Annotated in this window: 23 protein-coding genes and 1 tRNA gene; 13 read left to right on the top strand and 11 right to left on the bottom strand. The window is 66.7% G+C overall.

Going from position 1 to position 20,719, the window contains the following annotated elements; genetic code table 11:
• Positions 1-5: 5 nt before the first annotated feature.
• Positions 6-467, bottom strand: a complete 462-nt coding sequence (locus ACWHYV_RS00830) for a DUF4112 domain-containing protein (protein WP_447978770.1) — start codon at positions 465-467, stop codon at positions 6-8.
• A gap of 128 nt (positions 468-595) precedes the next feature.
• Between ACWHYV_RS00830 and ACWHYV_RS00825 the strand changes: the two genes are divergently transcribed.
• Complete coding sequence (locus ACWHYV_RS00825) at positions 596-1,141, top strand: hypothetical protein (RefSeq protein ID WP_447978769.1); 546 nt, start codon at positions 596-598, stop codon at positions 1,139-1,141.
• On the opposite strand, the gene ACWHYV_RS00820 is transcribed toward ACWHYV_RS00825, so the two are convergent.
• The 8 genes from ACWHYV_RS00820 to ACWHYV_RS00785 form a co-directional block, all read right to left on the bottom strand.
• Entirely contained in the window at positions 1,142-2,563 is a 1,422-nt protein-coding gene (locus tag ACWHYV_RS00820) for a S1 family peptidase (protein ID WP_447978768.1), read from the bottom strand.
• A gap of 39 nt (positions 2,564-2,602) precedes the next feature.
• Positions 2,603-3,880 carry a hypothetical protein gene (locus tag ACWHYV_RS00815; RefSeq protein ID WP_447978767.1) on the bottom strand — a complete coding sequence of 426 codons (1,278 nt, stop codon included), beginning with the start codon at positions 3,878-3,880 and terminating at the stop codon, positions 2,603-2,605.
• A 95-nt stretch (positions 3,881-3,975) separates the two neighbouring features.
• On the bottom strand, positions 3,976-5,373 hold the full coding sequence (locus tag ACWHYV_RS00810; RefSeq protein ID WP_447978766.1) for a FecR domain-containing protein: 1,398 nt from the start codon (positions 5,371-5,373) through the stop codon (positions 3,976-3,978).
• Positions 5,373-7,031 carry a tetratricopeptide repeat protein gene (locus tag ACWHYV_RS00805; RefSeq protein WP_447978765.1) on the bottom strand — a complete coding sequence of 553 codons (1,659 nt, stop codon included), beginning with the start codon at positions 7,029-7,031 and terminating at the stop codon, positions 5,373-5,375. The genes ACWHYV_RS00810 and ACWHYV_RS00805 overlap by 1 nt, the downstream gene beginning before the upstream one ends.
• Positions 7,032-7,426: 395 nt before the next feature.
• Positions 7,427-8,119, bottom strand: coding sequence for a tetratricopeptide repeat protein (locus ACWHYV_RS00800; RefSeq protein ID WP_447978764.1), 693 nt, complete (start codon positions 8,117-8,119; stop codon positions 7,427-7,429).
• Between the two features lie 165 nt (positions 8,120-8,284).
• Positions 8,285-9,232, bottom strand: a complete 948-nt coding sequence (locus ACWHYV_RS00795; protein ID WP_447978763.1) for an outer membrane beta-barrel protein — start codon at positions 9,230-9,232, stop codon at positions 8,285-8,287.
• 21 nt (positions 9,233-9,253) lie between these two features.
• A complete protein-coding gene (locus ACWHYV_RS00790; RefSeq protein WP_447976880.1) occupies positions 9,254-10,198 on the bottom strand; it encodes an IS110 family transposase in 945 nt (314 codons plus the stop codon).
• A gap of 184 nt (positions 10,199-10,382) precedes the next feature.
• A complete protein-coding gene (locus ACWHYV_RS00785; RefSeq protein ID WP_447978762.1) occupies positions 10,383-10,643 on the bottom strand; it encodes a hypothetical protein in 261 nt (86 codons plus the stop codon).
• A gap of 253 nt (positions 10,644-10,896) precedes the next feature.
• On the opposite strand from ACWHYV_RS00785, the gene ACWHYV_RS00780 reads away from it, so the two are divergent.
• Together ACWHYV_RS00780 and ACWHYV_RS00775 are read left to right on the top strand one after the other, a co-directional pair.
• On the top strand, positions 10,897-11,454 hold the full coding sequence (locus ACWHYV_RS00780) for a hypothetical protein (protein ID WP_447978761.1): 558 nt from the start codon (positions 10,897-10,899) through the stop codon (positions 11,452-11,454).
• 118 nt (positions 11,455-11,572) lie between these two features.
• Positions 11,573-11,806, top strand: a complete 234-nt coding sequence (locus ACWHYV_RS00775; RefSeq protein WP_447978760.1) for a hypothetical protein — start codon at positions 11,573-11,575, stop codon at positions 11,804-11,806.
• Between the two features lie 186 nt (positions 11,807-11,992).
• On the opposite strand, the gene ACWHYV_RS00770 is transcribed toward ACWHYV_RS00775, so the two are convergent.
• Positions 11,993-12,385 (bottom strand): hypothetical protein, encoded by a 393-nt coding sequence (locus ACWHYV_RS00770; RefSeq protein ID WP_447978759.1) that lies wholly within the window; start codon positions 12,383-12,385, stop codon positions 11,993-11,995.
• Between the two features lie 215 nt (positions 12,386-12,600).
• On the opposite strand from ACWHYV_RS00770, the gene ACWHYV_RS00765 reads away from it, so the two are divergent.
• The 6 genes from ACWHYV_RS00765 (at position 12,601) to ACWHYV_RS00740 (ending at position 15,799) form a co-directional block, all read left to right on the top strand.
• The gene (locus ACWHYV_RS00765; RefSeq protein WP_447978758.1) at positions 12,601-12,828 is read left to right on the top strand and encodes a hypothetical protein; all 228 of its coding nucleotides are present in this window, start codon (positions 12,601-12,603) and stop codon (positions 12,826-12,828) included.
• Positions 12,815-12,982 (top strand): hypothetical protein, encoded by a 168-nt coding sequence (locus ACWHYV_RS00760; protein ID WP_447978757.1) that lies wholly within the window; start codon positions 12,815-12,817, stop codon positions 12,980-12,982. The genes ACWHYV_RS00765 and ACWHYV_RS00760 overlap by 14 nt, the downstream gene beginning before the upstream one ends.
• A 23-nt stretch (positions 12,983-13,005) precedes the next feature.
• A complete protein-coding gene (locus tag ACWHYV_RS00755) occupies positions 13,006-13,371 on the top strand; it encodes a response regulator (protein WP_447978756.1) in 366 nt (121 codons plus the stop codon).
• A 49-nt stretch (positions 13,372-13,420) separates the two neighbouring features.
• Positions 13,421-13,645, top strand: a complete 225-nt coding sequence (locus tag ACWHYV_RS00750) for a hypothetical protein (RefSeq protein WP_447978755.1) — start codon at positions 13,421-13,423, stop codon at positions 13,643-13,645.
• A 437-nt stretch (positions 13,646-14,082) separates the two neighbouring features.
• Positions 14,083-15,147 carry a response regulator gene (locus ACWHYV_RS00745; RefSeq protein ID WP_447978754.1) on the top strand — a complete coding sequence of 355 codons (1,065 nt, stop codon included), beginning with the start codon at positions 14,083-14,085 and terminating at the stop codon, positions 15,145-15,147.
• Entirely contained in the window at positions 15,128-15,799 is a 672-nt protein-coding gene (locus tag ACWHYV_RS00740) for an MEDS domain-containing protein (RefSeq protein WP_447978753.1), read from the top strand. Before ACWHYV_RS00745 ends, ACWHYV_RS00740 begins: the two co-directional genes overlap by 20 nt.
• 113 nt (positions 15,800-15,912) lie before the next feature.
• Here ACWHYV_RS00740 and ACWHYV_RS00735 read toward each other — a convergent pair.
• Positions 15,913-15,989 (bottom strand) — tRNA-Met (locus ACWHYV_RS00735).
• 86 nt (positions 15,990-16,075) lie between these two features.
• Between ACWHYV_RS00735 and fmt the strand changes: the two genes are divergently transcribed.
• The 4 genes from fmt to pheS are packed head-to-tail and all read left to right on the top strand — an operon-like array spanning position 16,076 to position 20,719.
• On the top strand, positions 16,076-17,026 hold the full coding sequence (fmt, locus tag ACWHYV_RS00730) for a methionyl-tRNA formyltransferase (RefSeq protein WP_447978752.1): 951 nt from the start codon (positions 16,076-16,078) through the stop codon (positions 17,024-17,026).
• A gap of 3 nt (positions 17,027-17,029) precedes the next feature.
• Positions 17,030-18,433: a 16S rRNA (cytosine(967)-C(5))-methyltransferase RsmB gene (gene rsmB, locus ACWHYV_RS00725; protein ID WP_447978751.1), complete on the top strand. Its 1,404-nt coding sequence runs from the start codon at positions 17,030-17,032 to the stop codon at positions 18,431-18,433.
• A 4-nt stretch (positions 18,434-18,437) separates the two neighbouring features.
• The gene (rpe, locus tag ACWHYV_RS00720; RefSeq protein WP_447978750.1) at positions 18,438-19,151 is read left to right on the top strand and encodes a ribulose-phosphate 3-epimerase; all 714 of its coding nucleotides are present in this window, start codon (positions 18,438-18,440) and stop codon (positions 19,149-19,151) included.
• 2 nt (positions 19,152-19,153) lie between these two features.
• Positions 19,154-20,719: a phenylalanine--tRNA ligase subunit alpha gene (gene pheS, locus ACWHYV_RS00715; protein ID WP_447978749.1), complete on the top strand. Its 1,566-nt coding sequence runs from the start codon at positions 19,154-19,156 to the stop codon at positions 20,717-20,719.

Raw genomic sequence — 20,719 nt, 5'->3', positions numbered from 1 at the left:
GCCCGTCAGCCGACGAATCGCCAGAGCGCGGCGATCACCCAGATCAGCCCGACGACGACGCCGGCGAGAAGCGCGAGCATGACGACGACCAGGCCGATCACGAACAGCCAGTCACCGACCGTGGACGCACGCTCGACGGCTACATGGCGCTCGAGAAGCTCGGCGTTGCGGAGATTGCTCTTGAACCAGACGGAAAACAGGTCGCCGAGCACCGGAACGGCGCCGAGCGCCCCATTGAGCAGGATGTGGCTGGCCATGCGTACCAGGACGATGCGCGGGACCCGGCAGTGCACCGCCAGCACGAGGAGCAGCGACCCGAGGACGGAGGCGAGGGCGTCGCCGAGCCCCGGCACCAGCCCGATGAGCGGATCGATCCCCACGCGGATGTCGGTTCCCGGGACCCGTATCCGCGCGTCCAGGATGTCGGCCAGCCAGCGGGCCACTCGTGCGGCCTCAGCACGCGTCATGCCGCCGTCGCCGCTCTCCCCGGCCCACGGCTGGACGATGCTCGCCGTTCCTCAGCCACCGACATCACCTCCGGGACGGCCATGCTATACTCGCTTCCCTTGCAATGTGGACGTTGAGGGAGGTCCTGATGATCCGACGGCGAAGGCCCCTGTTTCATCTCGTGCTGGCTCAGCTCGGCCTCCTGCTCCTCCTCGGCTTGCCCGTCGGGGCCGAGCCCGACCGCGAGCCCATCCTCGTGGGAGAGGGCAAACGCGACACGCTGCGGGAGTTGACGGGCGTCGAGGTCGTGGTCGAAGCGCTCGATGACGGCCCGCTCACGAGCGACGCCTTGAAGGCCGATGTGGAAGCCCAATTGGAGACGGCGGGGATCCGGGTCTTGCACGGACAGGAGCGGCTGGGGCAACCCGGCTTTCCGTATCTCTACGTCCGCTTGAGCCTGCTGCACACGGCGCCCGCGTCCTCCTACGTGCTCGAGGTCAGCCTCAACCAAACGGTCATCCTCACCCGTGCCCCGTCGACCTCGACCTTTGCCCCGACCTGGTCGGTCCACGCCATGGGCGTGATGACGCCGTTCGACGCGCAGGACATGCGCCGGACGGTGAGTCAGTACGTCGACCGGTTCGTCCAAGCCTTCCAGGCCGCGAACGCGGCCGAGAGCCTCACGCTCCGCTGATCATCGCAGCACCTCCCGGGCCGCCGATTTGAGCACGACGACCTGCGGCCGGGCGTTTTCGATCAACGTCGAGACCGGCAACGAGCGCGGCGCGGGCGCCGGGAGGATGAATTCCGACTCGGGTAGCATCGACAGGAGCCACTTCGCGTACTGGATTCGCACGGCCACGGCGCCGTCGCTCGCCAACTGGCTCAACTGCGGAAACATTTGCTCGGCGTCCGCCGGCGTAATCGTGATCCCGACGACTTCGCCCTGTTCGTTCAGCACCGGACCGCCGCTGTACTGAATGCCGTTGGTGAGTGAGAGCGGCAACAGCCGCGGATCGGGCGTGGCATTCCCAGGGTAGCTCCGTACCCGTCCTTCCCGCCAGACGGGCTTGTCGCCGCCCCCCCCGGCCGCCAGATCGCACACCCAGACCCGCTCCCCTGTCTTGACCTTCCCGGACTCCGCCAGCCGCAATCCTCCCAAGCCTTGTGCTCCCGACCCGTCGTCCACCTTGAGCAAGGCGACGTCGCTCAACCGATCGCGGAGCACGAGCGCGGCCGGAAGCGCCCGATCCTGGTGGTACACCGTCAAATAGGACATCCCGGCCACCAGATGGTACGCCGTGACGATGTATCCGAACCCGACGGCAAACCCGGCCCCCGTCAAGGCGGTTTTGGCTTCGTCCGTGGTCGGAACCATCGGCAACGGCGTCAGCGCCCGCTTGGGGACGTCCACGTGCCGCTCGCCGGACGGAGTGGGTGTGGGTGTGGGTTGATGACTCGGGGGCGAAGGAGCCGGCGCCTGCGCCGCAGGCTGGCTGACCGGCTGCCCCGCGTACGACAGGATCTTCGGGGCCGTGCTCAGCCCATGGGCCATGGCCTGCAGCAGATCGGTCATCGCCTTGCCGACCCCGTCCAGTACCCGCTCTTCCGTATGGGTGTTGGACGTGAAGCTCGCCGCCAGCAAGGGGCGATCGTTGCGGTCCAGGACGTTGACGGAGACGGTCGCCCGGGCATCGAGCGAGGGTTTCTCTCCGCTGAACAGGGCGCAATGGCCTTCCAGCTCGATGTCCGGCGCCGTCGGTTCGATCACGAGGTCGAACTGCCCGGCTTTCGGGCGCTCGCGCAAGACGTCCACCTTGGAGAACGACTGCGTGAGCGCCTGCACCGCGCCCTTTTCAAAGCCGGTCCCCGTTTGGAACACGAAGTAGGTCGTGCTGAACGGGCAGTTGACCTGCTCCTGCTCATTGGCCGTGCGAATGGCATCGGGCAACACGAGTGCGGCATGCAGCGGTAACGGCGCCGCCTCCGCGGGCGGCACCTGTGGGATCCGGACGGTGAGATACCGCGTCCGTGCGACGCACGAGACACTGGACAAGACCGCCACGACGAGGACGAGACCGAGAAGACCGCGTTCGATGATGGATCGTGATTGCATGGATCTCTCCTGCGAGCGGCTGCGCGTCAGGCGCGCCGCTCATTGATGGGGGCCTTCCGCCATCGGCAGCCCTTGCGGCGGTTCGTCCGTCAGCCTGGCGCCGAACCGGCACGCCTGCCGCGCATCGTGGTCGAGCCGCTCGCACACGGCAGCCCGGGCGCCGTCCGATGACATCAACGCCCACAGCTCCTCCCCGATCGCCTCGTAGCATTTGGCCTGATTCGCGCGACCGGGGACCAATGGACAGAACGACAGCCCGCTCTCCGCTCGGGCCGTCACATCGATGAAGTTCTTCACCAGCCCGACATAGCACCACGGTTGATAGGCGGGTGAGCCGAGCGAGCAGAGCCGAATCGATTCAGCGGGCTGCTGCAGCGTGTAGGAGCTGATGTCCCGGCCCAAGCTCTGATAACAGGCATGGCGCATCGCGACCGGGGCTCCGTCGCAGGTCCGCGCGGCGCCTCCGATGTCGCCGTGATTGTGATACAGGATGATGGAGGTCTGCATCTGATAACAGTCCGCCGCGTAGCGCTCGTCGAGGACCGAACAGGGGTGGAGAGGATCATCGGCCTTGACGGGCACGAAGGACGAGCCTGCGGGATCGCGCCTCGTGGAGGTGGGGTGCGTGTTGAAATGGCTCGGGTGCTGAGTGTTCGTCCCGTACACGACGTTTTCCATGAACGCCCCGCCGTAGCAGCTATGGCGGTCCCATTCCTCGCTGAGGAGGTCGCAAGCGCCGAGGGCCCTCGGGAGATCGTGGTCATAGAAACCGGTGAGCCCGTGGCCCAGAGCGTGAAGGCACTGAAACAGCAGCCAATGACTGTTTGGGTTCTCGCGGTACGGCCGACAGACAGCGTTGAGCCGGTCCGCGTCGGCGGCCAGCGAGGGATCGAGGACATCTTCGAGATAGGCCTGGATCGCTCCATGGTAACAACCCGATTGAAATACCTCCGAGCAGTGACGGAACGCGCGGACCGGGTCCTTGAGCGTCTCATACGCGGCGATCCCGATTGCGTGCGCAAAGACGTGCCCGTCCCGTTGAACATCGCGGTCGAACGCACCGGCCACGACGAGCACATCCATCGCCGTCCCGGCCCCGGCCGTCTTGACGAGGGCCAAGAAGCCGTCTTCATAACAGCCGAACTTCTGCCGGCCCTGTTGCGGCTGGCACGCGGCGATCAGCTCGACGGTGCTGACCGCTTGCACCGACGCTCCCGCCGGTAAGGCGGCCGGCCAACTGATCGCGACGACGAGAACGAGGAGACAGATCCGCGCTGCGCTCCAGCGAGACGGTCCTGTGGCGGTTGCTCCTGGCATCGTCCTCCTCCTTCCCTGCTGACGTTCTCTTTCTCGCCTACTTCCTGTTCTTGAACACCTACCTCTTGCGGTATACCCCTTTACACCTACTTCCTCTACTTCTTGAACAAGCCCTTCAACAACCCCTGCTCCAACTCCGCCGGTGGAGGCGGAGGGGGCGGCGGGCCGGGGTTCGGCCCCGGACCGCCCGGAGGCGGCGGAGGTGGAGGGAGCGGTACCGGCACCGGAGGAGGCTCCGGTGGTGGTGCCGGCGGCGGCGCGGGCGGCGGTGCCGGCGGCGGCGCGGGTGGTGGTGCCGGCGGCGGCGCGGGCGGTGGTGCCGGCGGCGGCGCGGGTGGTGGTGCCGGCGGCGGCGCGGGCGGTGGTGCCGGCGGCGGCGCGGGCGGTGGTGCCGGCGGCGGCGCGGGCGGTGGTGCCGGCGGCGGCGCGGGCGGCGGTGCCGGCGGCGGCGCGGGCGGCGGCGCCGGCGGTGGTGGCGTCGGCCGTGGGGCCGGAGGAGGAACCGGCCGAGGCGCCGGAGGCGGGGTCGGTCGTGGGGCCGGTGGTGGCGCAGGGGGCGCGGCTGGCGTGCCGGAGATGAGGGCTTCCGGCGCCGCGCCGGAGATCACGGCAGGAGGCGTCATCGTCGCCTGCCTCGACTGGATCTGCACACCGACGATGGGCGGCTGAATGAACGCCGACGCTTCCCCGGTCGGAGGGGGCACCGTCTCACCGGCCCCACCGACCAGTTGCAGCGTTTCCTTCGATGTCTCCCGTTTCGGCGATTCCTTCAAGTCCGTGGCACGGACCTGTTCGGCAATGACGAACGGGGGCGGCGATCCGATCGGCGCCGGAGGAAGAGGCGCCGCCTGCGACGAGGCAAGAGCAAATTGACCGGGCTCGACGACGATCGTGTCCCCGCCTGCCGTCGTCATCAGCACCCGGCCGAACTGACCGAAATTCGCGACCCCCGTGCGCCCTGGTTGTTGAATGGGGGGAGGAACAGGAGCCGGCGGCGGTGTCTCGAGTGCCGTGATGACCGCCGGTCCCGGGTCGCGCGCAAGCGCCGGAACGTCCTCTTCGACCCAGACGGTGAAATACGCGTCTTGGGCCTCGATCCGCGCGGTCGGCGTCGATACTTCCAAGACCGCGCTGCCCTTCACCTCCCCGTCGATCGCGGCGCGAATCGTCCCTCGGTCGAGCCGGACGGCCAGGTCATGGCTGCCCGCCAGCGCGAGCCGGGTGTTCTGGGCCATCGTCACGAGGGTGTTGTCGCGAAGCAAGACGCGCAGGCGGGACTGCGCCTGGGTCTCGATGACGTCGTACCGCTGAACGGGCGCTTGGACGGCCAGCGGGACCGGCTTGGGCTCCTGCTCACGGGCGACATACGCATTCCCCTCGAGGGCGGTGACGGTGCCCACCGGGCTGCGGGCCACGTCCCGTCCTTGCGCCGGGACCGCCAGGAGGACGGTGCACAAGACGGCCAGTGTGCGGGCGAACAGAAGCGGCGTCATCAGAAGCTACCGGTCAGCGTGAGGGAAAAGACGTTGCGTTCGTAATCGAACACCGGGACGTTCGATTTGTCCCGGGTGTAGCTGTACTGAAGCCCGACGATGAGGTTCGTGGTCAGCGCGCGGGAGACACCCGCGGTGACGATGAAGATATCGTCTTGTCGGACCGTTCGTCCGTCGGGCGAAAAGGAGTTCGGGTTGTCGTAGTTTTGGCGGTAATAGTCGAAGGTCAAGTCCGGGGTGAGCGTCCATATCGGAGGAAGGCGGACTCCTGAAGACAGGCGGTGCCCTTTGTAGGACCAGTCGGCGTGGCTCGCGACCCGGGCAATCGGCTGGCCTTCCCCGCCGGTCCGGTCGGTGTCGAAGATGTACCCGATGCGCGCCACCCCGGCGTTCTCGGCGAAGTGGAAGAACTGCGTGACGCCGAACAGCCAATTGATGCCGTCGCGTGTCGAGTTCAGCGCGAAGCGATCCTCCTTGAAATCCTTGTATTGATAGCCCAGTTGCACCTGCGTGAACCAACTCGTCCCTTCGCGGACCGTAAATACTGGGCGGACGGCGTTCGAGACCAGGAAGGGCTCCCGGCCGACCGTCACGTAGTCGAATAGGTAGTCGACGCGAGATTGCAGGCGGCCGTACCGGTGCTGGATGTACAGCGCGGGGGTGTGATTCTGCACATCGAACGCATCGAGCTCCCGGTGAAAGCTCTGATAGAAGCCATAGGCGGTCCCCACGGTCCAGGTCTCGGTCTGTAGCGGCCGGTACTCGCCACGCAGCGTGAAGACCGTCCGATAGTCGTCCTTGCGCGAAATGCCGGTCGTGCCTCCCGGGGGTTGCACGCCGAGCGGCAGCAGCACGACGTTGGTGTCGTACTGCGGGCTGATCGTGAGCAGGAGATCCCAGCGCTTCAGCTCCGCGGGGGGCAGCGCGGGTCGCGGTTGGGTCGGGTCCAGGCCCCGGCGCTCTCCCGCCGCCGCGCCGTCCCGGATCAGGGCCAAGTATTGACGGGAGGACTGGGCGACCGACGAGGAGGGCTCCGCCGCGATGGCGGCCTCGAACTCGCTTTTCGCCTCCTCTGCGCGTCCTTGGCCGTAGAGCGCGATGCCTCGGTGGTAGTGTCCCTCGGGGGCCAGGTCGGGACTGAGCTGCATCGCTTTTGTCAGCGGCGCCTCCGCCTGCTCATACGCGCCGAGCCGGATGTGCGCGAGGCCTTGGAAGTAGTAGACGAGCGGGTCGTTCGGCAACTGCGCCTGCGCCGCAACCAGATTGGCCAACGCCTCCTGGTGCTTCCCTTGATAGTACTGGGCCATCGCCAAGCCGAGACGGGCCCGGGCGAAGGAAGGATCGGCCTCGACGAAGCGCCGGAAGGTCTGCTCGGCTCCCGAGTAGTTCCGCGACCGAATCAGCGACTGACCGAGGTAGTACCCGGCCTCGGGGTCCCCGGGCTTGGCATCCAGGGCCTGGGTGAATAGGAGCTGCGCTTCGTCGTATTTCCCCTGGTTGAACTTGAAGATGCCCTTGGAAAACGCCAAGTCGTACTGCTGAAGGTTCACCGTCGTCTGTCCGAGCGCCGGGTCGATCCAGGAGAGCAGGCTGAACACGGCGAAGGCCCAAAGCCGCCACCGGTTACGCGTCTTCTCGTTCGACGGTCCACGACTCATCGCGGCGCCCTGACCATCGCCTGCCCTCCTTCCCAGCCTGCACGATTCATGGCGGTCCGTGACGCAACCGCCGCCCCACCAGGCGCTTGGGTGCGTGAAGCCCGCACCCAAGCTCGTCGCAGCACGTCTCGTCGGTTCGAGGAGAAGCGCTCATGGATCATGCGGGCTAGGCGCACCATTCCCTAAAGAGCCTTCCCTAGGGGTGCCTGATTGTGCCGTCGTGGAGCCTCAGCCCACTATCGGAGGAAATCGGTTCAGCCTGTCGAGGGATGACGACGAGGGAGTGTCAGCCCGCCTCGTACGGAATGCGTGGTGAGAGGCGTTGTGGCGCTTCTATCGGGCGCAGCCGGGCAACAGCGGAGTATCGATCCAATTCTAGGAGTATCGATCCAATACTAATGGGTGGGAGCCCAGTCGTGGGCGCGGCGCTGCGCTTCGTTGATCTGGGCGAGCGACATCCGTTGGACGACCCGGTCCCGCATCAGCACGGCCTGACGCGAGCCGCGTGCGGCCGACAAGCTCCACCACATGTGTGCGGCCACGTCGTCCTGCGGCACGCCCCTGCCTTCGTAGTAGAGGCGGGCCAGGTTCGACTGCGCATGCGGGTCTCCCTGCTCGGCCGAGCGCCGGTACCAGATCGCCGCCTGATGGAGATCCTGTGGGACGCCGCGCCCCAATTCGTACAGGCGGGCGAGGTTGTTTTGTCCTCCGGCGTTGCCGTGCTCCGCCGCAAGACGATACCACCGCACCGCCTCGGTATCGCTTTGCTCCACGCCTTCGCCGAGCTCGTACAACGCGCCGAGGTTGCATTGCGCCAGCGGGTGGCCGTGCTCCGCGGCTCGCCGGTACCAGGCGGCCGCCTGGCGGAGGTCGCGCGGCACCCCCCGGCCGTTGGCATAGAGGACTCCGAGGCTGAACTCGGCGCCTGCATGGCCCTGTTCGGCGAGCGGCCAGAATTCCTGTAACGCCGTCGCGTCATCGCCCCGCCGATACGCCTCGACGCCGGATCGAAAATCCGCGCCCGCGTCTTGGACGAACGCCAGCACGACCAGGGGAAGAATCCACCGGAGGAGCCTGGTGCACGTCATGCGCCGGATCGTACGTAAGCTGGATTGGATGTTCAAGATAGGTCAAGCACGTACTTCGAAAGACCATGGGTCGACAGGCTACGACCCGCGAGCGCTCTCGGTGGCGGCGGTTCGAAGAGCCGCAGCGGCCGGCGGTGCTGTCGTGCCACCGATGCACGCGGGCGGTCAGCGCGCAGGAAGAGGGGAGTCGAACGTCCAAATCAGAGCGAGGATGAGCAGATGCTGCGCCGGCGTGAGGCCGATCACACCCGGCCGAATTTCGCCGTCGACGAAGAAGCCTCCGCCTGGGCCACGCGATTCATCGTGACGATATTCCAACCTGACCATCGTGTTGGCCCGTCCCGCCGCCAGGCGATATTCGACCGTGGCCGTGATGGCCCGGATGAATTGCTCCCCGCCGGTCAGCCGGCCGTTCCGGTCCCAATACACCTCGGGACGGACGGTCGCGCTCCATGCCGGCGTCCATCGCCAATGGAGCGGCAGTTGCGCCGCGGTCCAGAAGGCGCGGGGAGAGCCGGGCCGTGCGAGCTCCTCCGTTCCGATCTGATATTCGAACGCGATGGTCGCCGCCTCGCCTTTCCACTCGACGATCGTATCGGAGAGCAGTCGCCAGAATTGCACCGCCGTGTTCGCCTGATCGGGACCGGCGTAGATGGTCTCTTTCACGGTCCATGACGCGGTCGGCGTATAGGTCGTCTGCGCCCCGTAGCTCGGCGCGTTGTTCGGGTGCGCCAAGTGCGCATAGCCGTTGATGACGAAGAGGGCGGCCGCCCACCGCTCGTTGAACGCGTACGTGGCGTTGACCCCGAACATCAGGTACGGGGTATAGTCGCCGCCCCACGGACGCGTATACGAAAAGTTGTCCTTGGCATACAACGCATCGTAGCCGATGAAGCTGTTGAACAGCCCGGCCTGGATGGTGAGCCCGGTGCCGATGGGAGCCAGGTAGGAGACGTTGGCGCGACCGAAATGGCGCAGGACGTTCCCCCCGCCGACACGCGGCGCATTCGTGGCGAAGCCGAACTCCTTGGCGTCCTCCCCCCCGTGCACCAGGAGGTCCATGCCCCATCGCGACGCCGAGGAGACGTCTTTTTTGATCTCGACACCGGCCATGTTGAGCAACTGTCTTGATTGTCAAGCGGGCGAGCTGACTCGCCACGGTGATTGATGTTTGACCATCGCGTTGAGAATGGTCAGGAGCTTGTGCATGCAGGCGACCAGGGCGACCTTGGGCGCCTTGCCGACGGCCCGGAGTCGGCCATAGAACGCCTTGATCACCGGATTCCACTTCACCGCGACCAGCGTCGCCATATAGAGGACCTGCCGCACGGGGGCGCGGCCGCCCCAGCAGGTGCGCCGGCCGCGCAGCGTGCCGCTGTCGCGGTTGAGCGGCGCCACCCCGACCAAGGCCGCCAGGTGTTTGTGGCTCAGGGTGCCGAGTTCCGGGAGTTCCGCCAGGAGCGTGCGGCTCATCACCGGGCCAACGCCCGGCACGCTGCGCAGCAGATCCTCCTTTGCGCGCCACAGCGGCAGCGACTGGATCAACTGCGAGAGCTCCTCATCGACCTGGGCAAGGTGGCGGTCCAGCCAGGCGAGATGGGCCTCGAGTTGGCGCTGCACACGCCGGGGCGCCGTCCCCAGGCGGTTCTGCTCGGCGGTCCGCATGTCCAGGAGCTGCCGCCGGCGGGTCAGCAGCGCCCGCAGCTCCTGGGTGGCCTGATCGGCGATCGGCCGGGGCGCCGGCCGGACCGCTTCGGCAAACTGCGCCAGGACGGCGGCGTCCAGCGCATCGGTCTTGGCCAACCGCCCGGTGGCTTTGGCAAAATCGCGCACCTGCCGCGGATTGACGACGCAGACCGGCAGCCCCGCAGCCGCCAGGGCGCTCACCAGCGGCAGTTCGAGGCGCCCCGTCGCCTCGACCACGATGGCGACCGGACGCGCGGCTTGGAACTGCTCCACCAACGCCTTGAGACCGGCCTCGGTGTACGGCACCACCTGCCGCGCCCCCGACGGCCGCTCGGCGCAGTCAAGCTGCTCCTTGGAGACGTCAATGCCAACAAAGCGAGGCGTGTCAGTCATGGGTGCTCCTCCTCGTGAAGGCCTCCGACTCGCTCGGCCTTGCCACGATGCGGGCTCACGGCCCAGGCAACTGTACGAGCTTGGGGAGGCAAGGACGTGACGACCACGCTCAACCACGGTCTACGGGACCGAAGGTTCATCGGCCTATCACGTCCGGGGTTCATGCTCGCGTCATAGTAAAAGATCAGGTGAAAGATACAAGGTTCAGCTCGTTCACCCGCGGCGTGGTGCTTCGATTGCGGAAGCGGTGATTCTGAGGAAAGTTGAAGTCGAGCGTGTAGGCGAGGTCCGTAAACGCGCCGTAGCGCCACAGGCCGTCGGCGGGGGCCTCTTCGGCGGCGATGGCCGGAGCGGCCTCGAGGAGGAGGAAGACGAGGCCGGCGGCGACCGAGTGGAGCAGTCGTGACCGGGACAGGCGACGAAACGCAGAGACCGAGACGCTCAACGTCCTCTCAGCATGCGACGGGTCCGGGCCCCGCGAGGACGGAAATCCAGGACCGTGCTGTCTCAGGCCCGACGCCCCCCGGGACGGCTGCACCCTGTACCACATGCGACGAGGAAAACCAAGCGGTTGCCCGGCTACGACCACGTCGTCCCATGGGATTGACCCGTAGGTGGTTTCGGGCGCTCCCGGCGTACTCGGCCGACGACCAAAATTTCCAGACCGCGGTACAGTAGAAGCGACGGGAGGCTCGGACATGCCGTCGATCGTGGTCAGCCGATTCCTTGTGCTCTTCCTCCTCACCGCCGCCGCCCCGGCCGCCGCGCTGGAATTTTCCGCGGAGCAGATCACACGAATCGACGGCCACGTCCGGAAGGCGACGATCTATTATCGGGACGACCGCTGGCGCCTCGAGCACAACGACCCGGGGCCGGTTCAGGTCACGATCGTCCGAGAGGACAAGCAGGTGATCTGGCTGCTGCTCCCTCGGCTCAAGCACTTCAAGGCCGTGCCCTTCGCCCCTGAGCACGAGCCGAAGGTCACGGCGCGGATGGACGGGGAGATCGCGCGCGAGCCGGTCGGCACCGAGGTCTTGGACGGCCATCCGACCACGCTCTATGAGGTGACGACCCAGGAAGGCGCCGAGCGCCGCACGTACGTCTATTATCAATGGCTCGCCGAGGACATCCAGTTTCCGCTCAAGCTCGCACGCAAGGACGACGGCTGGGTCGTCGAGTACCGGCACGTGGGATTCCGGCCTCTTTCCGACTCCCTCTTTCAGCTCCCCCGGAGCTTCAGCCCGTTCGACGAGTGAGCGCACGAGCCTCTCGTGACCGCCGCAGGACGGAGAGATCCCGTCGTAGGAGCCGACCGCGCGGTCCCGCCCGCCAAGCCTCTTCTCATTTCTGGGACATTGGTGTACGGTGGAGGGCATGACGAAACGCACCGTTCACCATCTGGCCCGTAGACTCCAGTGGTCGACGGACAAGCCGGCGACGCCCGGGTGGTATTGGCATCGGGGGACGTACCACGACCCCTGCCCGATCGTCGTCGAAGTGGACCAGGCTGGATATTTTCAATGGCCGGACGGCTCGTTCGATGACGTGCACGTGACCGGTGGGGAATGGGCCGGGCCGATCGACCCGCCCGACGAGCCGCAGGCCTGACCGCTCCTTCTCATCCGTACTCTTCGCCCTCACTCCAGCCGCTTCGCCCCCGGCCGGCGTCGCTGCCCGCGGAACAGCACGATCAAGCCGATGATGCCCGCGATCAGCGAAACCGATCCAAAGAGAGCCATGTCCCCTCCCTCGCCGCCGTTGCAGGGTCTCGATCTCCAACTCCTCCTGGCCGGCTCAGCTTTTCATGGGCGGATCTTCGTGGTCCTCGCCGGTCAGCGCCTGAGCCTCCTGCGCCTCCGCCTCTTGCAGCTCCGCGAAGCACCCTTCGAGCACCTGACGCCGCTGCTGCAGAGCCTTCATGGGCACATCCTGCGGCGCCTCTTGTGCGGACTCCGGCATGTTGACCACGGAGGCGGCCTCCGCCACCACGGCATATTTGTAGGCCTGAACACGGGAGTCCGCCGGCCCGTACGTCTGCGCCAGGAGCTCTTCGACCTCGGCGTCGAAGGCCGCCAGCGCCGCGCTATCGAGCGGCCGCCGGCTCATCAAGCGCTCGAGCTTGTCCAGGCCACGTTGAAAGCGCTCGGTCCGGGTGGCCGGGGAAAAGGACGCGTTCGTGTTCGGCATCGCGCACCTCCGTTTCTGTTGCCGTCATTCTCGATGAGACGGCCCTCTTCCGCCATCGGCGGGCTCTGCGCCGCGGCACCCGATTTCGATTACGTACTCGCACGCCCACACTTCACCCGATTTTCTTTTTCGCAAATAGAGGTAGGATAGTAGGCATGTTTAGTGTCGGTCTTCTGGTACTTGATTGTCCCATTTCACCTACAAGGAGGCGCGCCATGGACCTTGTCGCCGATCCGCGGGGGTATTGGACACGAACAGGTGAGGCGGAGCTGATCGGCCGTTTGGCCGTCAATGCCGAACGCCAGCGCTGGCAAACCGTGCTTGCCGATCACCTGTCGCCGGAAACGCTCCGGCTGGTGACCGAGCTCGTCGCCCGGGCGGCCGAGGCGCGAGGACCGATGACAACGCCGCGCAAGGAGGACCACGATCATGAACACCTATGATCCGGACCGCTGTCCGGCCGGGCATGACCACGATCGCCTGGGCCGGCATACGGTGATTCAGTGCCAAGGCTCCCTCCATCACGATGGCCCTCACTACTATCGTGAAGACCACTACGTCATTCGATGGGAGGAGCCCGGAAGCGTTGCGGCGTAGCACAGTGACCAAGGAGCCATGCCATGACGAAACAGATTCTCGTCGTCGATGATGATCCCGTTGCCCTGGATGCGATGGCTGAAACCCTCCGGTCCCGCCTGCCCGGCGTGGAAGTCGCGCAGTGCGTGTCGGCCCAACGCGCCTACGAAGCCGTCGCCTATTTCAACTACGACCTGGTGATTTCAGACGTCCGGATGCCGGAGATGAAAGGCACCGAGTTGCTGAACCGGATCAAAGCCATCCGTCCCGCCCTTCCCGTCCTGCTGATCTCCGGTCATCGGGAGGAAGCGCCGCCGGCCCCACTCGCCGCCAGCGCCCGATTTCTCTCCAAGCCGGTCGACCGCCATGCACTTGCCCAAGTCGTCCGTGAAGCGTTGAATCAAGCCTGACGGTCGGAGCACCGCCGCCCGCGGCGGTGGCCGGAGGAGGAGAGCCGCGATGAGAGAGGAGCTGTTGGCCTTGCGGAGCGAGTTGGAGCGCGTGACCGCGCTCCGTTTCTGCGGCGTCTGGCAAACCGACCTAGGGGACTATGCGCTGTTCGAGGACGCCGCCGGGACCCGGACGTCCTTCATGCTCAAGCAGGGCGAAACGCTCAGCGAGGGCCTTTCGCGCGTCGCCGAGCGCTATGCCCCTGCGGGGCCGCCTCCTCTCGCGAAGTCGTGAGGCCCGACCACCCTCACCGTCTTCCGCCATGGACGGCGAGGCGCTGTACCGGATGATCGCTTGATGCCTGGCCCGCCGCGCCGCCGGCGTTCCGGCCCTGCCGGGCCTTGGCTCATCCGCCGATTCCCTCTCGCCCGACCCATCCCCCGTCTGAGCGGCGCGCCACCACTCGCCCGGCGCGTCGCGCGGCGGGCTTCGAGAGGTCGCTCCGGAACACGATCCTTTCCACTTCTTGGACACGCCTGGTCGATGGATCGGTCCTTCCAGGGCGTCATCGAAGAGGGCTCGAGATCCTGGAAGCACGTTCTTTCTCCTCGCCTTCATCGAACTCCTCAGGGTGCCGCGCGGGAAGGGGCGCCGCCCGATCTGTAGGCCACAGACGGACAGACCGTTGGGGCCCCGACGATCTAGACTGTCGCGTTTGCCGAGGAGGGGTCGTGGAAGCCGAGTTGAGCTTCGAAGGCCGTGGGTTTCAGCCGTCCGACCCGATGCCTTCGCCCGGTCAGAAGGTCAATATCCTGCTCGTCGACGATAGCGCCGAGTGCCTCCTGGCATGGCAGGAAGTGCTTGCCGGACCCGACCGGCACCTCGTGATGGTTCAGTCGGGAGAGGAGGCGCTCCGTTATCTCTTGGCCGCCGACGTCGGGGTGATCCTGCTCGACATCCGATTGTCGGGGTTGAGTGGGTATGAGACCGCCTCGCTGATCCGGCAGCGAAGTCGCACCCGCACGGTCCCGATCATTTTCGTCACCGGCTACTCGAAAGAGGACACGGACGTCGCGCGAGGTTATGCGTTCGGGGCCGTAGACTTCATCTTCAAGCCGGCCGACCCCCATGTGCTGCGGTCCAAGGTTGCCTGCTTCGTCGAGCTCGCCAAGCATACCCAATCGCTCCGGAGCCAAACGGCCGCTTGGGAACGGAGCGAGAAGGATTTCCTCCGCTCGCACGCGGCCGCGGCCCTGATCGAGCAGGCCCCCCTTCCCGCCTTTCTGAGCGACGCCCAGTGCGTCGTCGTGCAGGCCAACGCGGCCGCCTCCGAGCTCCTCGGGCTTCAACTGAATCACCCGATCGGGCTGAGCGCCTCCGCGGTGCTCACCCCGGGAGAGCGATGGACCTTGACCGGCGCCGTCCGTGAAACGGCGGAGCGGGGGGTCCGCCGTGAGATCGTCGTGCATCCCGTGCGGGACTCCGGGGGCCCGATGAGCCTCGCCCTTCACCTCTCGCCGCTGCGCGATCAGCAGGGCCGCCTTCTCGGCGTCATGGCGATCGGGCAGGACGTGCGTCTCGGTGAGCAGGCGCTCCTCGACCTCGAACGGATGCGCTCGGTGGTGGAACGCCAAGCGAACGACCTCGCGCGCTTGAAGGAGATCGTCGTGGCCCGGGACCTCAGCCTCCTTCGACTCCAGCAAGAGACCGAGGTCCTGAAACAGCAGCGCGGAGCCGAGCACAAATATCTGTTGCCCGATCCGTCCAAGGAGACGAATGATGAGACAGGTCTTTGAGCTCAAGGACCTCCAGCCGGGCGATCACGCCTGTCTGTTGACGAGCGCGATCGACGAGCAAGGGAAGGTCCTCGCGCCCTTCATCGAGCACGGCTTGGGGCGCGGAGAGCGATGTCTCTACATCGCCAATGAGCAATTGGACATCGGCCTCGAGCACGAGCTCGCCCGCCAAGGGCTCGAGCTCGCCCGGCTTCGGCAAGAAGGTCGCGCCGAAGTGTTGAATCGCTACCATACGTTCCTGCGCTATGCGCGGTTCGAGCCGATCCTCATGATCGAGCTGCTCGAGCGGGCCGTGCGCGACACCCTCGAGCGCGGGTATACCGGCTTGCGGGTGGTCGCCGACATGAGCTGGGCGTTGATCATTGGGTGCGATCAACTCATCGCCTTCGAAGCCCTGCTCAACGATTACACGCCGAACTGGAAGCTCACGATCCTGTGTTACTACAATCTCTCCCAATTTCCCCCGCAAATCCTCCAGGACGTCCTGCGGACCCACCCGGTGGCGCTCGTCGGCGATCGGACCTGTCCCAACGTCTTCTACGAGCCTCCGGCGCTCGTGCTCGGCGAGCAAGGGAGTGCGGCCCGCATCGACTGGATGATGACCACGCTCAAAAAGAACGCCGCCCTCCTCGTCAAAGGCTGTAACTGCTGACCGCCCCTCCGCGCCGACGTCATCTCCATCGAACCCGTTCGAATCGCTCTGTTGAACCAAACAAAAAGGCCCCGGCGACGCGCATCGCCGGGGCCTTGTCTCCGTGTCAGGGTTGGTTGCGGGGGAAGGATTTGAACCTTCGACCTTTGGGTTATGAGCCCAACGAGCTACCAGACTGCTCCACCCCGCACGCGGATGCTAACAAACCGGAGAAGGCGGCGTCAAGGCGAAGCGGCGAGCATTGCTTTCGCCTAGGAGGAATGCTAAAGCGGTAGCATGCGCATCGTCTTCATGGGGACGCCGGAGTTTGCCGTGCCGTCGCTTCAGGCCTTGTTGGATTCCGAGGACACGGTCGTCGGCGTCGTCACTCAGCCGGACAAGCCGAAGGGGCGCGGCCACGAGGTCACCCCGTCGCCGATCAAGCAGCTCGCGCTCGCGGCGGGGCTTCCGATCCTGCAGCCGACGAAAATGAAGGACCCGGCCTTCATCGAGGCCTTGAAGGCCTGGCAGCCGGACTTGATCGCGGTGGCGGCGTTCGGCCGCATCCTGCCGCCGATCGTTCTCGAGCTCCCGCCCCGAGGCTGCATCAATGTCCATGCGTCGCTACTGCCCAAATACCGCGGCGCCGGCCCGATCCAGTGGGCGATCATCAACGGCGAACGGGAAACGGGGATCACGACGATGCTGATGGATGCCGGGATGGATACCGGCGCCATGCTGCTGCAGGAGCGCGTCCCGATCGCGCCGGACGACACGGCCGGCTCGCTCTCGACGAAGCTCGCGGCCGTCGGCGGGCGCCTGCTCGTCGAGACGATCCGCAGGCTCGAAGCGGGGACCCTCACGCCGCGGCCTCAGGACCACACGCAGGCGACGATGGCGCCGATGATCGACAAGGAACAGGGCGTGATCGATTGGAGCTTATCCGCGGTGGACATCGCCAATCGCGTCCGGGGGCTCAACCCATGGCCGGGTGCCTTCACCTTTGCCGGGGAGGAACGGTGGAGCATTTGGCGGGCCGTCCCCGTCGACGCGACGCCACCGGAATCTTTTCCCCCCGGCACCGTCGTCGCCGCCGCCAAAGACAGGCTGCACGTCGCCACCGGGAAGGGACTCCTTGCCATCCTGGAGCTGCAACCGGCCAACAGCCGCCGCATGACGGCTCAGCAGTACCTCGCCGGTCATCGCCTCCAGCCCGGCTTCCGGCTGCACGCCGCCCCGTCTCCCTGATCCATGGCGGGGCCGATTCTCCGCGGCGCACGGGCGGTCGCGTTTCGCACCCTTCAAGAGCTCGAGCGCCGCGACGCGCTCGCCGATGAGCTGCTGCATCGCGCCTTCGCGGCGGCCTCGCCGCCCCTCGCCCCCCGCGACCGCGCGTTGGCCGTGGAGCTGGTGTACGGCGTCCTGCGCCATCGCCTGACGCTCGACTGGCGCCTCGAGCAGGTCTCCACCCGGCCGATGGCGGGGCTCCCGCTCGCGGTCCTGACGGCGCTCCGCCTGGGCGCGTATCAGATCCTGCACTTGTCGCGCGTTCCCGACTCGGCGGCGGTGAATGAATCGGTCGAGCTGGTCAAGTCCTTGCCGGGCCGTGACTGGAGTGGGTTCGTCAATGCCGTGCTCAGAGCCCTGCTGCGCACCCCGGCGCCTCCGTGGCCCGACCCGGCCGTGGATCCCGCGCATGCCCTTTCCGTTCGCTACGCCTGTCCGCCGTGGCTCGTCCAGCGGTGGGTGGAGCGCTACGGAGCGGAACGCGCCGCGCACCTGTGCCGCCGGACGCTCGAGACGCCACCCTTGACCGTCCGGACGAACACCTTGCATATCACGCGGCCCGCCTTGCTCGAGCGATTCGAGTCGCTCGGGCTCCGTGCCCGCCCCACGGAGGTGAGCCGCGACGGGATCGTCCTCGACAAACACGGGGTCGTCACCGAGCTCCCGCTGTTTCCCGAGGGCGCGTATTACATCGAGGATGAAGCGGCGCAACTCGTTCCGCCGCTGCTGGACCCTCGGCCCGGTGAACGGATTCTCGATGCGTGCGCCGCACCAGGGGGAAAGGCCACGCATCTGGCGGCGCTCATGGAGAACCGCGGCACGCTCGTCGCGCTCGATGCCAGCCGGCGGCGCCTGCACCTGCTCGACGAGAACTGTCGCCGGTTGGGGATCTCGATCATCACGCCGATCCTCGTCGACGCCGCCCGATTGCGCGACGCCGTCGCGGAGAGCCGCCTCCCGCCGGATCAGGTCGCGGAGCTCGCCCGGCCCTTCGACCGTGCCCTCGTCGACGCCCCGTGTAGCGGGCTCGGGGTGCTGCGGCGCCATCCCGAAGCGAAATGGCGACGGTCGGCATCCGAGCTCGCGGAGCACGCCGTCAGACAGGCGGCGATTCTCGCCGAGGCGGCGCATCTCTTGCGGCCCGGCGGCGTCATCGTCTATAGTACGTGCTCAACGGAACCTGAGGAAAACGAACGGGTGATCGAGACCTTCTGCGCCGCCCATCCCGAGTTTTCCCGCCAGTCGGTGGCGCCGTTCGTGCCCCCTGCCGGCCGGATGCTCGTGACACCCGCCGGCGAGCTCTCGACGATGTTCGCACCCCAGTCCATGGATGGATTTTTTGCCGCCCGCCTCACAAAGGCCCTCTAATCCCATGCCTCGGCACGTGCGCATCGCGCCGTCGATCCTTTCGGCCGATTTTGGGCGTCTGGCCGACGAGGTCGCGCGCGTCGAAGCGGCCGGCGCGGATTTCGTCCACGTGGACGTCATGGACGGGCATTTCGTGCCGAACTTGACCGCTGGTCCGCCGATCGTCGAGGCGCTGCGCAAGGTCACGAAGCTCCCGCTCGACGTCCATTTGATGATGACGAACCCCGACGCCTTCATCGCCGAGTTCGCCGAAGCCGGCGCCGACTATCTCACGGTCCACGTCGAAACCTGTCCGCACCTCCACCGCACGGTGTGCGCGATCAAGGAGCACGGAGCCAAGGCCGGTGTGACGCTCAACCCCGCCACCTCGCTCGCCACCGTGGAGGAAATCCTCGGCGACGCCGACCTGCTGTTGATCATGTCGGTCAACCCCGGCTTCGGCGGCCAGCGCTTCATCGAATGGACGCTGTCGAAGATTCGCCGGGCGCGTGCGCTTCTCGACGACCGAGGGAGCCCGGCCCTGCTCGAAGTCGACGGCGGGGTCAAGGTGGAGAACGCGGGCCAGATCATCGCAGCCGGAGCCGACGTGCTCGTCGCCGGATCCGCGATCTTCTGTCAGGAGGACTACCGGGCGACGATCGCGGCCTTGCGACAGGCGGGCCAATCGGCCCTGCCGGAGGAGCGAACGGCGGCCTCCCACGGGACCCGGCAGCGCTAGACATGCTCGACCCCTCCGGCCTCATCGACAGCCTGCATCCCCTGGAGGTCAAGATCCTCTCGGCCTTCGGCACCCATCCCGGTCCGTCCCCGCTCCAGGAAGGGGAACTGGCGGCCGCCGCGAGCCTCGACCCGTCGCAAGTCAGTATGGCGGTGGGATGGCTGCTCGCCAAAGCGCTCATCCGGATCGAACAGGAGCAGACCCGCACCGTCGTGTCGCTCACGGACGTCGGTAAGCGTTATTTCGAGCAGTCCGCGCCCATCGAGCGCATTCTCTCCGCCCTCCGCCACGCGCAGCAGACCGGCAAGCAGCTCACGATTCACGACATCCAGGCCGGCGAAGGGCTCGAACCCGCCGAGATGAGCGGCGCCGTGGGGGCGCTCAAGAAGGAAGGCGCGATCCGGATCGTGCCCGGCGGGATCGTCGAAGCGACGGGGACCTCCAGCCGAACGGCGGAAACGCTGCGGGCGCTCCTCACCCAGCTGCACGGCGGCCCCCGGGACCTGACGACCTTCCCCCCCGACTCTCAGGAGACGATCAAGCAGCATGCGGTCAAGCGAGGGAACGCCCGAGAACCGTTTCGTCTCGACGATCGGACCGAACGCGCGTACACCCTGACGCCCGAAGGCCAGAGCGTGCAATCGCTGCTGAAAGGCGCGGTGGGCGAGGAAGTCTCCCAGTTGACGCCCGACCTGCTCAAAGACGGCGCCTGGCGCACGAAACGCTTCCGAAAGTACTCGATCAGCCTGCGGCCGCCCCGCATCGCGGTGGGGCGCAAGCACCCGTACCGGGAGTTTCTCGACCTCGTCAAGGCCAAGCTCGTCAGCATGGGCTTTCAAGAGATGCGCGGCTCGCTCGTCGAGACGGAATTCTGGAACATGGACAGTCTGTACATGCCGCAGTTCCACCCGGCCCGGGCGATTCACGACGTCTACTTCGTCAAACATCCGTCGCACGCGCGCAGCAGCCCGGACCCGTACCTGGAAAAAGTGGCGGCGGCTCACGAGACCGGCGGCAAGACCGGCTCCACCGGATGGGGGTACGCCTACGACCGGGAACGCGCGCGGCGGCTCGTGCTGCGAAGCCAGGGCACGGCGGTGTCCGCACGAACCCTGGCGGCGCGCCCGATGATTCCCGGCAAGTACTTCTCGATCGCGCGATGCTTCCGCTACGACCAGGTGGATGCCACTCACGCCACGGATTTCTTCCAGGTCGAGGGCATCGTGCTCGGCGTCGACATCAATTTCTGCACGCTCCTCGGCCTGCTCGACCTCTTCGCACGGGAAGTGGCGCAGGCGAAGGAAAGCAAATTTCTCCCCGCGTACTTTCCATTCACCGAACCGTCGGTCGAGCTCCATGTGCGTCATCCTCGGTTGGGCTGGATGGAGCTCGGCGGGGCCGGCCTCTTCCGGCCGGAGGTGACGCTGCCGCTGGGAGTCGAGGTCCCGGTGATCGCCTGGGGCCTGGGCCTCGACCGCATGGCGATGGTCGCCTTGGGCATTCACGACATCCGCGACCTGTTCACCAGCGATCTCGATCTGGTCCGGAGCATGCGAGGCACGTTCTGA

This window comes from Candidatus Nitrospira bockiana, from assembly GCF_965152565.1.
Note: the sequence above shows the minus strand (reverse complement) of the source record. Positions and strands in the feature narration are given on the sequence as shown.

What these genes read in the sequence shown, in the direction of transcription:
- ACWHYV_RS00830 (WP_447978770.1), bottom strand. Translation starts at nt 467, where the DNA reads ATGACGCGTGCTGAGGCCGCACGAGTGGCCCGCTGGCTGGCCGACATC.
- ACWHYV_RS00775 (WP_447978760.1), top strand. Translation starts at nt 11,573, where the DNA reads ATGACGAAACGCACCGTTCACCATCTGGCCCGTAGACTCCAGTGGTCG.
- ACWHYV_RS00755 (WP_447978756.1), top strand. Translation starts at nt 13,006, where the DNA reads ATGACGAAACAGATTCTCGTCGTCGATGATGATCCCGTTGCCCTGGAT.
- ACWHYV_RS00810 (WP_447978766.1), bottom strand. Translation starts at nt 5,373, where the DNA reads ATGACGCCGCTTCTGTTCGCCCGCACACTGGCCGTCTTGTGCACCGTC.
- ACWHYV_RS00815 (WP_447978767.1), bottom strand. Translation starts at nt 3,880, where the DNA reads ATGCCAGGAGCAACCGCCACAGGACCGTCTCGCTGGAGCGCAGCGCGG.
- ACWHYV_RS00820 (WP_447978768.1), bottom strand. Translation starts at nt 2,563, where the DNA reads ATGCAATCACGATCCATCATCGAACGCGGTCTTCTCGGTCTCGTCCTC.
- ACWHYV_RS00805 (WP_447978765.1), bottom strand. Translation starts at nt 7,031, where the DNA reads ATGAGTCGTGGACCGTCGAACGAGAAGACGCGTAACCGGTGGCGGCTT.
- pheS (WP_447978749.1), top strand. Translation starts at nt 19,154, where the DNA reads ATGCTCGACCCCTCCGGCCTCATCGACAGCCTGCATCCCCTGGAGGTC.
- fmt (WP_447978752.1), top strand. Translation starts at nt 16,076, where the DNA reads ATGCGCATCGTCTTCATGGGGACGCCGGAGTTTGCCGTGCCGTCGCTT.
- ACWHYV_RS00760 (WP_447978757.1), top strand. Translation starts at nt 12,815, where the DNA reads ATGAACACCTATGATCCGGACCGCTGTCCGGCCGGGCATGACCACGAT.
- ACWHYV_RS00780 (WP_447978761.1), top strand. Translation starts at nt 10,897, where the DNA reads ATGCCGTCGATCGTGGTCAGCCGATTCCTTGTGCTCTTCCTCCTCACC.
- ACWHYV_RS00765 (WP_447978758.1), top strand. Translation starts at nt 12,601, where the DNA reads ATGGACCTTGTCGCCGATCCGCGGGGGTATTGGACACGAACAGGTGAG.
- ACWHYV_RS00825 (WP_447978769.1), top strand. Translation starts at nt 596, where the DNA reads ATGATCCGACGGCGAAGGCCCCTGTTTCATCTCGTGCTGGCTCAGCTC.
- ACWHYV_RS00800 (WP_447978764.1), bottom strand. Translation starts at nt 8,119, where the DNA reads ATGACGTGCACCAGGCTCCTCCGGTGGATTCTTCCCCTGGTCGTGCTG.
- ACWHYV_RS00795 (WP_447978763.1), bottom strand. Translation starts at nt 9,232, where the DNA reads ATGGCCGGTGTCGAGATCAAAAAAGACGTCTCCTCGGCGTCGCGATGG.
- rsmB (WP_447978751.1), top strand. Translation starts at nt 17,030, where the DNA reads ATGGCGGGGCCGATTCTCCGCGGCGCACGGGCGGTCGCGTTTCGCACC.
- ACWHYV_RS00770 (WP_447978759.1), bottom strand. Translation starts at nt 12,385, where the DNA reads ATGCCGAACACGAACGCGTCCTTTTCCCCGGCCACCCGGACCGAGCGC.
- ACWHYV_RS00750 (WP_447978755.1), top strand. Translation starts at nt 13,421, where the DNA reads ATGAGAGAGGAGCTGTTGGCCTTGCGGAGCGAGTTGGAGCGCGTGACC.
- ACWHYV_RS00740 (WP_447978753.1), top strand. Translation starts at nt 15,128, where the DNA reads ATGATGAGACAGGTCTTTGAGCTCAAGGACCTCCAGCCGGGCGATCAC.
- ACWHYV_RS00790 (WP_447976880.1), bottom strand. Translation starts at nt 10,198, where the DNA reads ATGACTGACACGCCTCGCTTTGTTGGCATTGACGTCTCCAAGGAGCAG.
- rpe (WP_447978750.1), top strand. Translation starts at nt 18,438, where the DNA reads ATGCCTCGGCACGTGCGCATCGCGCCGTCGATCCTTTCGGCCGATTTT.